The sequence below is a fragment of the Nonomuraea rosea genome, assembly GCF_039539705.1.
Taxonomy (GTDB): Bacteria; Actinomycetota; Actinomycetes; order Streptosporangiales; family Streptosporangiaceae; genus Nonomuraea; species Nonomuraea rosea.
Genome location: NZ_BAABDQ010000047.1, coordinates 49,779 through 62,787, shown reverse-complemented (window position 1 = coordinate 62,787; position 13,009 = coordinate 49,779). Strand labels below are relative to the sequence as shown.

Here is a 13,009-nt window from a genome sequence, read left to right as displayed (position 1 = left end):
GCATCCTGCCTGTACCGCCGACTGGTCCAGGAGGTCGCCATGGGTGAGGGAGACGTACGGCTCGACGGTGCGGAGCCGGCACCTCCCGGCCCCGGCGACGCCGGGACCGCGGAGCTGGACCGCCTGCGTGCTGAGGTGGCCGAGCTGCGCGGCCGGCTGGAGACCGGCGCACGGCGCCGCCACCGGGGGCGGGCCGTGCGCCGAGCCGCCGCCGCGACCCTGGTCGCCCTGGCCGGATTCGGCCTGGTGTGCTCGGTCATCGGGCTCTGGGGGGCGCGGACCACGCTGGACACCGAGCGCTGGGTGAGCACGGTGGACAGCCTGCCCTCCCATCCCGAGGTCACCAACGCGATGGCCGCCTACCTCACCGACGAGGTCTTCCGCGCGCTGGACGTGCAGCGGCGGCTGGCGGAGGCGCTCCCCCCGAAGGCGGCGTTCCTCGCGGGGCCGGTGACCGGCGCGGTCCACGACTACACCAAGGGCATCGTCACCCGGTTCATGGCGAGCGAGCAGTTCCGCACCCTGTGGAACGACGCCAACCGGTTCGCCCACACGCAGATCCTGGCGATCCTGGAGAGCCGCAGCCAGTCGGTGTCGATCGAGGGCAGCACGATCACGCTCAACCTGCTGCCCGTGGTGAACAACCTGCTGGTCGCCGTCGAGGCCCGGCTCCCGACCCTGTTCGGCAAACGGCTCGATCTGCCGGCGCTCACCTCCGGCGCGGTGCCGCCCGGTCTGCGTGAGCGCGTCCAGACCGCGACCGGGGTGCTGCTGCCCGCCGACTTCGCCCAGATCAAGCTGTACGACCGGCCGCTCCTGGGCCAGCTCCAGGAGGCGCTGCTGACGTTCAAGCGCCTGATCGCCCTGCTGATCGCCGGCACCCTGCTCGCGCTGGCGCTGGCCCTGTGGATCTCCCCCCACCGGCGGCGCACGGTGCTGCAGCTGGGCCTGTGGCTGTCGATCGCCGCGGTCGTGCTGTCGAGCGGGTTGCGCGCCGTACGTGATCAGTTCCTCGCCCTCGTCCCCGAGGGGATGTACCGGCAGGGCGTGTCGGTGGCGGTCTACGACATCTTCGGCGAGCTGCGGCAATGGGGCTCGTGGATCCTCTGGAGCGGCATCGTGGTGGCGGCCCTGTGCCATCTCGCCGGTCCCGGGCGCGTTCCCGTCGCGCTCCGCGGATACGCGGTGACCGGCACCCAGGCCACGGCCCGGTGGATCCGGTCGATCGGCACCGGGACAGGCGCCGGGACCGGCAGGGGCGCCAGGGTCAGGACGTGGATCGGGCGTCATCTGGACGTGCTGCGCGTCGGCGGGGTGGCCGTGGCCGCCGTCGTGGCGCTGCTGTTCTCCTCGTGGACGGCGCTGCTGGTGGTCGCCGCGGTCCTGGCCGGCTACGAGGTGCTCGTCACCGTGATCGCGCATGCCGGGCGGGACGCTCCTGCCCTCCTGACAGGGGAGGTCGAGGACGGCGCGGGCCCGGCGGGACGTGGCCTGCCGCCGGCCGATGAGATCGACGCCGATAAGGTCGACGCAGGTGAGATCAGGACCGGTGAGATAGAGGCCGGCGAGGTGCCCGCAGGAGCGAGAAGGACAGGCGAGATAGAGCCGCTGCCGCACTGACGAGCGCCGCCGCACGTCGGCCGGCGAACCTGGGGCCCAAGATAGCGGGCGAAGCTATAATCCCTGGACTCTCATCAGCATCCGTTCGGGGAGGTGGCGTGCGGAGGCCGGGACCTCGTTCCTTGGAGTCGATCATGTTCAACTCCGGCTCATGGCAGAACGTGCTCCTGCCCTTCTGGCTGACAGGAAACTCCGCACGGGGATCGCCGAAATGGCCGCAGACTCCGCTCCTGTCCGCGATCTTTCTGACCGGCGTGCTGGCGGCCTGGGCCGGAGACCTCTGCGCGGCCCTGGCGATCGTCGCCGTCGCGGCGATGGGCATCCTGCACATCTGGGTGCTGGAGAAGCGCATCGCGGCCGCACTTACCGCCCTCGGCCTGCCGCCCGTGGTCCACACCCCGCTCATCCAGGCGATCGGCCGTTTCCGGAGCATGGCGCTGCTCGTCGCGCTGGCGGGCGCGGTGGCCGTGCTCGTGGCGGCTCAGGTCCTCGGCCTCGACGCGTCGGCCGCGCGCACCACCTCCGCCGCCCTGCTGGTCGTGGCCGTGCCGTGGGAGCTGCCGTCCGTGGTGGCCGCCGCGCTCGCCACGGGAGCCGTCCGCATGGCGGGGCATCAGGCCATCGTCCGGCGGGCGGCCGCGGTCGAGATGCTCGGCGCCACCACCGTCGTCATCACCCGCAGGTCCGGCCTGCTCACCCAGGACCGGCTCGGCGTCACCGCCGTGGTCGCGGGCGGGCACAGTTACGAGGTGACGGGCCCGGCCGGCCGCGAGGGCGAGATCAGGCGCGAGGGCGTCCGGATGACGCCGGGCCGTGATCTGGCGCTGGACGAGTGCCTGAGGGCCGGGATCGCCTGCAACGACGCGCGCGTGCTGAACGGCGAGGGCCCCTGGCTGCTCACCGGCGGGCCGGAGGAGCGCGCGCTGCTGATCAGCGCCAGAAAGCTCGGCCTGGAGCAGGTCCCGGACCGCGTCGCCACCCTGCCGTTCACGCCCGAGCGGCGTTTCATGGCGACGCTGCACCGGCCGGGCGCCGGCGAGCTCGCGACGGCCTACGCCAAAGGCGCGGTCGAACGGATCCTCTACCTGTGCGACACCGAGTTGTGCCCGGACGGATCGGTACGGGTGCTGGACCGGGAGGCGATCCTGACCGCCGCCCAGACGATGACGCGCCGCGGGTTACGCGTGCTGGCCTTCGCGTACGCCCCCGAGCGCCGTCAGGCCGATGGGCTGACGGAGCGGTCACTCCGTCCGATGATCTTCCTGGGCCTGCAGGCGATGTACGCCCCGGTGCTCCCCGACGCGCTGGACGCGGTCCGCGGGTGCGAGGAGGCCGGCGTCCAGGTGAAGATCATCACCGGCGCCGACGTCACCACGGCGCGGCTCAGCGCCGCCTGGGTCGGCCTGGAGGGCGCCACCGCGATCGGCGCGCAGTTCGCGGCCCACGACCCCGCCGGGGCTCCCGAGGCGGGCCTGGCCACCGTGTTCGCGCGGATGCTGCCCGCCGAGGAGCAGCGGCTCGTCCAGGCGCTCCGGCGCCGCAAGCAGGTGGTCACCGTGGTGGACGGGAACGCGGGCGGGGGCGCCAGGCGGCAGGCCGACACCGGCATCGGCACCCGGATCACCGACCAGGCCGCGGACGTGATCGTGCCCGGTGGCACGTTCGCGACCGCGGTGTCCGGCATCGCCGAGGGGCGCGCCGCCCTCGACAACGCCGCCCGGTCCACCGCCTCCTCGCTCGCGCCACGCGCGCTGGCGCTGGTCCTGGTCGTCGCCATGATGGGCGACGTCACGGCGCCGATGACCCCGCTCAACCTGCTCTGGCTGAACCTCGTCACGGTCATGATCCTGATGATCGCGCTCTCCTTCGTGCTGCGGACTCCCGAGAGCGCGCGCACGCCGGCGCGGGGGGCCATCCGCCGGCCGCTCGTCGCCGCCCGCCTCGTGGAGGCCCTGATCGTGGCGGCGCTGCTCGCCTGCGGGGCGTGCGCCCTGTTCGCCTGGGCGCGGGCCGGCGGCGAAAGCCTCGCGGAGGCCAGGACGGCCACGACCGTCGCCACGAGCTTCGTGGTGCTCGCCCACACGTCGGTGTCCTTGCTCTTCGCCCGGCCACAGCGCCGCCGGGCGGCCGCCCGCGACCACCGGGCGATGATCAGCCTGTTCGCCCTGGTGGCGCTCCAGCCGGCCCTCGTCTACGTCCCGGCGCTGAACGACCTGTTCGCGACCGTTCCGCTGTCCGGAGCGATCTGGCCGGCGATCCTCGCCGAGGTCGCGATCACCTGGGGCCTGCTCATGCTGGTCACGACCGTGCCGCGGGGCCGGGCGGGCAAGGCGGCCGGCGGAGTCATCCGCGGCGGGTGATGGCCGCCCGCCGCGCCCGTGACACGGTTGCCTCGATGACGGAATGCCGGTGGACGCGTCGTCCACGGCACCGACACGCAGAGGAGGGCGGACATGGCGATCGGACCCGTTCAGCTGATCGTGCTGGGGTTCAACCATCCCGAGTTCCACGGCGAGATCATCGCCGAGTTGGAGCGGCTGCGGCAGAGCGACACCGTACGAGTGATCGACGCGCTCGCCGTCCACAAGGACAAGGCGGGAGAGCTGGAGGTGGAGCACCTCAGCAACCTGACCCACGAGGAGGCCGTCGAGCTCGGCACCAAGATCGGAATGTTGGTCGGCCTCGGGATCGACGGCGAGGAAGGCGCGGAGGCGGGCGCGGTGCTCGGCGCCGAGACGGCCGAGCAGGACGGCGTGCGCATGCTCCCGTCGGAGAAGGAGCTGTGGGACGTCATCGGCGACATCCCGAACGACAGCGCCGCCGCGCTCATCCTGCTGGAGCACCACTGGGCGGTGCCGCTGCGCAACGCCGTGATGCGCGCCGGAGGCTACCGCGTCAGCGACGGCTTCATCAGCCCCTTCGACCTGGTCGCGCTGGGGCTGCACACGGCCGAGGAGGCGCGGCGGCTGGAGTCGATGGAGATGTCCGGCGCCAACCGTCCGATCTGACCGCGGATCCAGGAGAGAACGGAGGCAGGCAGATGTTCGGAGCCCGTAGAGTCGCCCGGCGCACCTCGCGCCGCACGGCGCGTCGCGTGTCCCGCCGCCGCTGACGGTATTGACGACGGCGCCCGCCCGCCGGCACGCCCCGCAGGGGCCGTGCCGGCGGGCGGTTCGCTACACCCTCACCGGGCCGCGTCGCCGGGTGCGGGCGGCGGGCCGGAGAGCCGGTACGGGCGGGTGTACATCGCCAGCGCCCACACGACCGCCACGTCCAGGACGATGAGCACCAGCGACCACAGCGGCCGGTGCGGCAGGTCGAGGAAGTTCGCCACCGCGCCCAGGACCGCCACCAGCATGCCGATCGCGCGGGCGGGACCCACCCCGGCGAAGACCCCGGCCGCGGCGAACCCGATGACGATCCCCAGCACCAGATGCGTCCAGCCCCACATGGTGATGGTCGCCGCGAAGACGTAGTGCGGCGTCCGCTGGTAGAAGTCGTCGCTGGCGAGCGCGGCGATCCCGGCCACGACCTGGAAGATCGCGATGATCACCATCATGCACCCGGCGAAGAAGGCGAGCCCGAGGGCCCAGCCGTCCGCGGCGGTCGTCCGTACCGGCACCTGGTCTGCTGCCATGCCTCTCACCTTCCGATGCGTCCCCAGGGTCGCGTGCGGCGGTGGCCGGCGCGCATGCCGGCCACCGCCGCACAGCTCACAGCTACAGCTCCGGCGGCGACGACTCCCTGGCCCGGATCGTCGAATAGCCCACCTTGGGCAGCAGCGTCAGGATGACGAGCCCGACGCAGAGGTTGGACAGGCTCGTCGCCACCTGGTTGACCACGTGCGCCTCCACGGTGAAGGGCAGGACGGAGAAGGCCACCGTGATCAGCCCGATGATCCACCCGAAGTAGGCCAGCGGCCGGGGTGTGAGCGTCACCATGATCTGCAGGATCAGCGTCGCGATGAGCGCGCCCATGCCCGCGGAGAAGACGTACAGCACGGTGCCGGACGCGCCGGTCAGGCCCCTGTTCGGCGGGGTCAGCAGGTCGACGTTGAGCACGGCCTGCGACACGAGCACGGCCACCCACGCCACCAGGGCGGCGACCAGGGCGGTGGCCAGCCCGCCACCCCACAGCCGGCTTGTGTCGATCACGGGCGGGCCGGAGGCGACGGGCATCGTGGGCATGGCCTGCGGGTCCGGTTCGTACATCGATTCAGCCATCGTTCAAGGCCCTTCACATGGACGGATTCACCTAGGGGGCGGCCGGCGTGACCGCGAAGAGATGGCCGGCCCAGCCGTCGAGCGCGACGTACAGTCCGGGATCGCGCATCTCGGCCGCGTCCCGTTCGAAGGACTCGCCGGTGAGCAGGTCACGCAGGACCCACTTCCGGCCGTTCTGACCGGCCCAGGGCAGCGGCACCCGGGCCTGCGCGGCCCGGTCCTGCTGGTTGGCCAGGACGAGGTGGTGCTCGCCCGCGACGGACCAGCTCCAGGCCAGCATGCCGGAGCAGGTCTGGTTGTCGGCCCATCCGGTGCAGTCGAGCAGCCGCCACTCCCCCGCGCGCACGCCCGCCGACTCCACGGCCCAGATCAGCCGCTCGTGGTACGCGCGCAGGCTCTCGTCGGCCGGCTCCTCGGGCCTGCGGGCGAGGAAGACCGGGAGCCGCGCCCGCCGGCCCTCGAACTGGCCCTCGTGCCACATCGTCGCGCCGGGCAGGGTCGCGATCATGAGCGCGGCCAGCCGTTCCTGGGCCGAGCCCATGACCGCGGCGGCCCTGGGCTCGTCATGGTTCTCCAGGAAGCGCACCAGACCCTGCTGGTAGGCCAGGTCGGCGCGGAGGTGGGCGGCCAGGGACCCGGTGTCGCCGGAGACCAGCCGGTCGTAGAGCCGCTTGTCGTAGCAGAAGTCGAAGCCGTGCTGCTGCAGCTCCCATTCCAGATCCCAGTACGCCTCGGCGACGAAGATCATCTCCGGGTGCCGCTTCTTCACCCGTTCGATGACGGTCGTCCAGAACTCCTCCGGCGGCGCGGCGCCGGCCCGCTCCCCCCAGGTCCTGGCGAACACCTCGTTGGTCATGAGCATCGCCATGTCGCAGCGCACCCCGTCGCAGAGCTGCCCGATCGAGGTCAGGGTCCTGGCGGTGGCGGCGCGCAGCCCCTTGGCGAACGCGTTGAGCTGGACGACGTCCGGCCACGGCGGGAACAGGGGGTCCCGCCCTCTGGCGTAGACCCGCCCGCCGGCGCCGAGGAACCCGGCCGGGTCCCGGGCCAGGTCCTCGGCGCCGGCCTGGATGAAGTAGTCCGGATGCGCGCTCAGCCAGGCGTGGTCGGGGGCCACGTGGTTGGGCACGTAGTCGAGCAGCAGGGCGAGATCGCGCCGGTCGAGCTCGGCGCGCGCGGCGACGAGCCCCGCGCGCCCGCCGAGCGCGGCGTCGACCTCGTACTCGCGCACGCAGTACGGCGACCCGGCGATGTCGCCGTCGGTCACGTCGGGCAGCGCCTCCTCGAAGGACCTGAGCAGCCCCGGGTTCTGCAGGGCGATGCCGCGGCCCGCGGGGCTCCGCTCCCAGACGCCCATCAGCCAGATGGTGTCGATGCCGGGCAGCGCCAGCTCGTCCCACGCCTCCTTGGGCACGTTCTGCAGGCCCATCGGGGACCCGTGGCGGCGCTCCAGGCCGCTCAGCCACACCCGGGTGTTGACCTCGTAGATGACCGGCGCGAGAGGCGCCTGACGTGGGTCTCTTCTCATGTCTGGTCCTCACTCCGGTGGCCGGTCAGGAGGTCGGCGGCGGACAGCCGCCCGAAAAGGGTCATGAAGACGGCGACGGTCGCGGTCCAGCCCGTCTGGTGGGCCGCGCCGATCCCGGCTCCGTTGTCACCGTGGAAGTACTCGTGGAACAGGATCAGGTCCTGCCAGTGCGGATCCTCCTGGTAGATCCGCTGACCGCCGTACAGCGGCCGGTGGCCGTCCGCGTCCTTGAGGAAGATGCGGGTGAGCCGGGTGGAGATCTCCTCGCCGACCTCGAACAGCGTCATCCTCTTGCCCGAGCCGGTGGGGCACTCGACGGTGAAGTCGTCGCCGTAGAACCCGTACAGGTGCAGGAGCGCGCGGATGATCAGCGCGTTCATCGGCAGCCAGACCGGGCCGCGCCAGTTGGAGTTGCCGCCGAACATGCCGGTGTCCGACTCGGCCGGCAGGTAACCCACCTCGTACGCGGTGCCGTCCACCCAGAACCGGTAGGGCTCGTCGCGGTGGTGGCGGGAGAGCGAGCGGATGCCGTACGGGCTCAGGAACTCGGACTCGTCGAGCATGCGGGCCAGCACGCGGGTGAGCTTGCCCTCGTCGAGCAGCGACAGCAGCCGCCGCCCCGCGACGCCCTGCTGGTCGGCGGCCGACATGCCCACCCTCAGCCACGGATGCCGCTCACCGAACCTGCGCACCTTCTCGGCCAGCTCCGTCTCCACGCCCTCCTGCACGCGTGGCAGGTAGACCGTGGAGGCGCACAGCGGCAGCAGGCCCACCAGCGAGCGCACCTTCAGCCTGGTGCCGGTCCCGTCGGGCAGCCTCAGCACGTCGTAGAAGAAGCCGTCCTCCTCGTCCCACATCTCGTCCTTGACGTCGCCGACGCGGTCGATGGAGGCGGCGATCCACAGGAAGTGCGCGGCGAACTTGACGGCGAGGTCCTCGTAGATCGGGTCGCGGCCGGCCAGCAGCAGGGCCACCTGCAGCATGTTCTGGGCGTAGAAGGCCACCCATGAGGTGCCGTCGGCCTGGTCGAGCGTCCCCCCGGTGGGCAGCGGGGCGCTGCGGTCGAACACGCCGATGTTGTCCAGGCCGAGGAAGCCGCCCTGGAAGACGTTGCGGCCGTCGGGGTCCTTGCGGTTGAGCCACCACGCGAAGTTCAGCAGCAGCTTCTGGAACACCCGCTCCAGGAAGTCCAGGTCGCCCTGGCCCCGTAGCTGGACCTCCAGCGTGTAGATGAAGTGCGCGGCCCAGGCGTGCACGGGCGGGTTGACGTCGCTGAAGTTCCACTCGTACGCGGGCAGCTGCCCGTTCGGGTGCAGGTACCGGTCGCCGAGCAGCAGCTCCACCTGGTGCTTGGCGAAGTCGAGGTCGACGACGGCGAGCGCGACCGCGTGGAAGGCCAGGTCCCAGGCGGCGAACCAGGGGTACTCCCATTTGTCGGGCATGACGATCACGTCGTGGGCGTCCATGCTGAACCAGCCGTGGTTGCGCCGGTCGGAGACGCTCCAGGGATCCAGCCCGTGCGAGGTCAGCCAGGTGTCGACGTCGTAGCAGTAGTACTGCTTGCTCCACAGCAGCCCGGCGAGCGCCTGGCGGAACACCAGCGCCTCGTCGGGGCCCTTGCCGGGCGGGGACAGCTCGGCGTAGAAGGCGTCCGCCTCGGCCAGCCGCTGCCTGAACACCTCGTCGAAGCCCGGTCCGAGCGGGTCCTGGACGTCCCCGGCGGCCAGCCGTACCCGGACCGTGCGCGTGCCGCCCGCGGGCACGATCAGCACGTGGTGCGCCGCGGCCTTGGTCCCGGTCTGCCGGGGATTCACGGCGTCGCTCGCGCCCTCGACGACGTGGCGGCCGATGCCGTCCTTGACGTACGGCGAGGCGTTCGGGCTGCCGAACACCTTCACGTTGTCCGTCTCGTTCTCGGTGAACAGCAGGGGCGCGCCGTCCTGGCAGTACAGGTGGTACGCGCCCAGCTCCGGGTGCTCGGCCCGGATCGTCGAGGAGGCGGCCGCGCGCAGGGCGGGCATCTCCGGGCCGCCGGCCCATGACCAGGTCCTGCGGAACCACAGCGTCGGCAGGACGTGGATCGTGGCGTCCTCGGGGCCGCGGTTGGCGACGGTGACCTGGACCAGGACGTCCTCGGGGCCGCCCTTGGCGTACTCGACGAACACGTCGAAGTAGCGCCCGTCGTCGAAGACCCCGGTGTCGAGGAGCTCGTACTCGAACGCCTTCCGGTCCCTGGACCCGTTGACGGCCACGAGGTCGGCGTAGGGGAACTCCGCCTGCGGGTACTTGTAGAGGAACTTCATGTAGGAGTGGGTCGGCGTGTTGTCGAGGTAGTAGTAGTACTCCTTGAGGTCCTCGCCGTGGTTGCCCTCGCCGTTGGTCAGGCCGAACGGGCGCTCCTTCAGGATCGGGTCCTTGCCGTTCCACAGCGCCACCGACAGGCAGAGCCGCTGCTGGAGATCGCTGATGCCCCCGAGACCGTCCTCACCCCAGCGGTAGGCGCGCGAGCGGGCGTGCTCGTGGGGGATGTAGTTCCACGCGTCACCGGGCCCGTAGTCCTCCCGGACCGTGCCCCACTGACGTTCGCTGAGGTACGGCCCCCACCGCCGCCACGGCGCGTCCGGTGCGGCCGACTCGCCCAGCCGTTGTTGTTCCGCGTTCACGGCAGCACCTCCAGACTCGCGCCGGACCGGCTCCGGCCAGCCAACCGTCGCATCGGGACAGGGGCGGTCCATCACCCCCGGAGGGTGAAACCTCACCTCCGGCGGACGGCCTTCACCCGGTGAGGGTGATGATGCGGCCTCGCGCGGCGGTTCTGCTGGGAGCCGACACGAACCAGAGGAAGGGAGTGCGTGATGGCGGATCTGATCGCGATCGGCTATCCGGACGAGGCGACGGCCTACGAGGCCGAGCGTGAGGTACAGCGTCTGGTGGCAGGGCTGATCATCCAGCCCGACGCGGTAGCGGTGATCTCACGCGACCAGGACGGCAAGCTGCACGTCAGCACCCACCACCATGCGGTGGCCGGGGGCGCGACGTGGGGCATGTTCTGGGGACTGCTCTTCGGCATGCTGTTCTTCGTGCCGTTCCTGGGGATGGCGGTCGGCGCGGGACTCGGCGCCCTGATGGGCAAGGTGGAGAAGTCCGGCATCGACAAGGCCTTCCAGCAGCAGGTACGCGATCTGCTGCAGCCGGGCACCTCCGCGCTGTTCATGGTGGTGGAGAAGGTCACCCCGGACAAGGCCGTGGCCGCCCTGAGCAAGTACGGCGGCACCGTGCTCAAGTCCTCGCTGCCCGCGGACACCGAACAGCGGCTGCAGGACGCCCTGCACGGCGGGGCGCAGTAGGAGAGGCCGACGATGGGACTGCTCTTCAGACGCAGGAGGCCGCTGCGCAACGCGGCGATGCTGGCCGGCGCGGGCGTGCTCGCGTACCAGGCGGGCAAGCACAACCAGGCCGCGGACGGCGGCTACGACGAGTACGGCCAGGACCAGGGCGCGGCCGAGGGCTCAGGCGCTGGCTCTGGCTCCATGGCCGACGAGCTCGAAAGGCTCAAGGCGCTGCTCGATCAGGGCGCCATCACCCGGGCGGAGTACCGGGCGGCCAAGCAGCAGCTCCTGTCGCCTGATGCCTGATCACACGAGGAGGTGCCCGGACGTGGAATTCGGTCCGCTGCAGATGCTGGTGGTCGTGTTCGACGAGCCGCACTTCACCGGCGAGGTTCTCAACGAGCTGCGCCGGCTGCGGGAGCACGACATCGTCCGGCTCGTCGACATGCTGGTCGTCCGCAAGGACGAGCACGGCGAGCTGTCCACGCTCGAGACGAGCGACCTGACGAAGGAGGAGTTGCACGAGTTCGGCGTGGTCGTCGGGTCGCTGGTCGGGTTCGGCGCGGAAGGCGAGGAAGGGATCAAGAAGGGCGCGGAAGCCGGTGCCGCGATCCTCGGCGGCGGCGTGTTCGACGACGAGGAGCGCTGGGAGGTCGCGGATTCGGTGCCCGCGGGAGCCGCCGCCGCCATCGCCCTGCTGGAGCACCGCTGGGCGCTCCCCTTGCGCGATGCCATCGCCAAGGCGGGCGGCAAAGCGGTGACCGACGCGTGGATCCACCCCGCCGACTTCGTCGCGACCGGCGCGGCGCTGGCCGCGGAGCACCAACTCAAGAAGTCGCCCGAGTAAGGAGGCGTCACATGGCGAACAAGGCCTACTCGACAGGACGGACGGGAAGCTGGGTCGTGGGCGCGGCGCTCTTCGCCGCCATCATGATGGTCACCGTGGGGTTCTTCCAGGCCCTGCAGGGCATCGCGGCCATCATCGAGGACCAGTACTACGTCCCCACCCACGACTACGTGTACGTGATCGACGTGACCGCCTGGGGCTGGATCCACCTGGTCCTCGGCATCGTGATCGGCATCGCCGGCTGGGGCGTCATCCTGGCCCAGCTCTGGGCGAGGATCGTCGGGATAGCCGCGGCCGTGCTGAGCACGATCGCGAACTTCTTCTTCATCCCCTACTCCCCGTTCTGGGCCATGCTGATCATCGCCTTCGACGTGTTCGTGATCTGGACCCTCTGCGTGTACGGCAAGCAGGAGGCCCGGGAGGCGGGCATGCGCGAGGACTAGCCTGCCGGGCCGGCAGGTCCACCCCGAGAGGGGGACCTGCCGGCGTTCCGGGCGCCGGTCAGTAAGCACGCCACGCGGTGGTCACGCGCTGCTGCCTGAGCCCGCCGCTCACCCAGTGGGCGACGTCGATCAGCGCGCCCAGGGCCACCCATACCCACCCTCCGGCGGTGACGCCCACGCCGGGGACGTAGAGGAGGATGTACATGAGCGTTGCGAACGGAAGCAGCAGCAGGCCGATGAGCGGCACGATCCACGTGCCGAACACGGCGTCGACCAGGTTAGGCCTGGCCAGCCAGAGAATGAGCAACGTGAAGCGGGGAAACGCCGCGACCATCACTACGAGCAGGCACCCCATGACCGTCCTCCTTACTAGGACCTGTGCGGTCCTTTACGAAACCGCGCTCGCCACCGCGGGCGCCTCACCCGTCCCGGGCGAAGGGCCCGGCGGGCGAACTCATCCGCGGTGGGTGATGTGCGGGCAACCGGGCTACGTGAGCCTTCTGGTGTATTTCGTGGCCGGCCGTACCAAGAGGAGGTGCGATGTCAGAGCAGGTTTCCGCAAGCCGTAGCGCGTCGGTGGAGAAGAAGCCCGTCAGCGGCTGGGCCGTGGGCGGTGCGGTCTTCGCCGCGACGATGATGGTGATGATCGGCATGTTCCAGGCGTTCGAGGGCCTGGCTGCCATCCTGCAGGACCAGTTCTTCGTGGTCACCCGCAGTTACGTCTACAACTTCGACGTCACGACGTGGGGCTGGATCCACCTGGTCCTCGGCACGCTGGCGGCGGTCGCCGGATGCTTCGTGTTCACGGGCCACCTGTGGGCGCGGATCATCGGCATCGGGTTCGCGGTGCTGAACGCCGTCGTCCAGTTCGTCTTCATGCCCTACTACCCGCTGTGGGCACTACTCATGATCGCGATGGACGTGGCCGTGATCTGGGCTCTGTGCCTCTATCGCAAAGGCGCGATAGACGACGACGGCGGTTACGGTTACGGGATGTACTACTAGAAAATCGGCGCGAG

13 protein-coding genes are annotated in these 13,009 nt (G+C 70.9%); 8 read left to right on the top strand and 5 right to left on the bottom strand.

Going from position 1 to position 13,009, the window contains the following annotated elements; translation table 11 throughout:
* Positions 1–39 precede the first annotated feature (39 nt).
* The 3 genes from ABEA43_RS57095 (at position 40) to ABEA43_RS57085 (ending at position 4,628) form a co-directional block, all read left to right on the top strand.
* On the top strand, positions 40–1,620 hold the full coding sequence (locus ABEA43_RS57095; RefSeq protein WP_345575945.1) for a hypothetical protein: 1,581 nt from the start codon (positions 40–42) through the stop codon (positions 1,618–1,620).
* A 134-nt stretch (positions 1,621–1,754) separates the two neighbouring features.
* Positions 1,755–3,980 carry a cation transporting ATPase C-terminal domain-containing protein gene (locus ABEA43_RS57090; protein ID WP_345575943.1) on the top strand — a complete coding sequence of 742 codons (2,226 nt, stop codon included), beginning with the start codon at positions 1,755–1,757 and terminating at the stop codon, positions 3,978–3,980.
* Positions 3,981–4,073: 93 nt separating this feature from the next.
* Positions 4,074–4,628, top strand: coding sequence for a hypothetical protein (locus tag ABEA43_RS57085; RefSeq protein WP_345575941.1), 555 nt, complete (start codon positions 4,074–4,076; stop codon positions 4,626–4,628).
* A gap of 176 nt (positions 4,629–4,804) precedes the next feature.
* On the opposite strand, the gene ABEA43_RS57080 is transcribed toward ABEA43_RS57085, so the two are convergent.
* From ABEA43_RS57080 to ABEA43_RS57065, 4 genes are all read right to left on the bottom strand, one after another.
* Complete coding sequence (locus ABEA43_RS57080) at positions 4,805–5,257, bottom strand: DUF7144 family membrane protein (protein ID WP_345575939.1); 453 nt, start codon at positions 5,255–5,257, stop codon at positions 4,805–4,807.
* Between the two features lie 82 nt (positions 5,258–5,339).
* Positions 5,340–5,843: a DUF6069 family protein gene (locus ABEA43_RS57075; RefSeq protein ID WP_345575937.1), complete on the bottom strand. Its 504-nt coding sequence runs from the start codon at positions 5,841–5,843 to the stop codon at positions 5,340–5,342.
* A 31-nt stretch (positions 5,844–5,874) separates the two neighbouring features.
* Positions 5,875–7,371 carry an alpha-amylase family protein gene (locus ABEA43_RS57070; RefSeq protein ID WP_345575935.1) on the bottom strand — a complete coding sequence of 499 codons (1,497 nt, stop codon included), beginning with the start codon at positions 7,369–7,371 and terminating at the stop codon, positions 5,875–5,877.
* Entirely contained in the window at positions 7,368–10,034 is a 2,667-nt protein-coding gene (locus ABEA43_RS57065; protein ID WP_345575933.1) for an MGH1-like glycoside hydrolase domain-containing protein, read from the bottom strand. Before ABEA43_RS57065 ends, ABEA43_RS57070 begins: the two co-directional genes overlap by 4 nt.
* Before the next feature lie 192 nt (positions 10,035–10,226).
* Between ABEA43_RS57065 and ABEA43_RS57060 the strand changes: the two genes are divergently transcribed.
* From ABEA43_RS57060 to ABEA43_RS57045, 4 genes are read left to right on the top strand one after another with little or no spacing between them, the layout of a single operon-like run.
* On the top strand, positions 10,227–10,718 hold the full coding sequence (locus ABEA43_RS57060) for a DUF1269 domain-containing protein (protein WP_345575931.1): 492 nt from the start codon (positions 10,227–10,229) through the stop codon (positions 10,716–10,718).
* Positions 10,719–10,730: 12 nt separating this feature from the next.
* Positions 10,731–11,006: an SHOCT domain-containing protein gene (locus ABEA43_RS57055; RefSeq protein ID WP_345575928.1), complete on the top strand. Its 276-nt coding sequence runs from the start codon at positions 10,731–10,733 to the stop codon at positions 11,004–11,006.
* 22 nt (positions 11,007–11,028) lie between these two features.
* Positions 11,029–11,547 (top strand): hypothetical protein, encoded by a 519-nt coding sequence (locus ABEA43_RS57050; protein ID WP_345575926.1) that lies wholly within the window; start codon positions 11,029–11,031, stop codon positions 11,545–11,547.
* An 11-nt stretch (positions 11,548–11,558) separates the two neighbouring features.
* The gene (locus tag ABEA43_RS57045; protein WP_345575924.1) at positions 11,559–11,990 is read left to right on the top strand and encodes a DUF7144 family membrane protein; all 432 of its coding nucleotides are present in this window, start codon (positions 11,559–11,561) and stop codon (positions 11,988–11,990) included.
* 58 nt (positions 11,991–12,048) lie between these two features.
* Here the strand turns inward: ABEA43_RS57045 and ABEA43_RS57040 are convergent, their stop codons facing one another.
* Positions 12,049–12,345, bottom strand: a complete 297-nt coding sequence (locus tag ABEA43_RS57040) for a hypothetical protein (RefSeq protein WP_345575922.1) — start codon at positions 12,343–12,345, stop codon at positions 12,049–12,051.
* Between the two features lie 185 nt (positions 12,346–12,530).
* Between ABEA43_RS57040 and ABEA43_RS57035 the strand changes: the two genes are divergently transcribed.
* Positions 12,531–12,995: a DUF7144 family membrane protein gene (locus ABEA43_RS57035; RefSeq protein WP_345575919.1), complete on the top strand. Its 465-nt coding sequence runs from the start codon at positions 12,531–12,533 to the stop codon at positions 12,993–12,995.
* Positions 12,996–13,009: the final 14 nt, after the last annotated feature.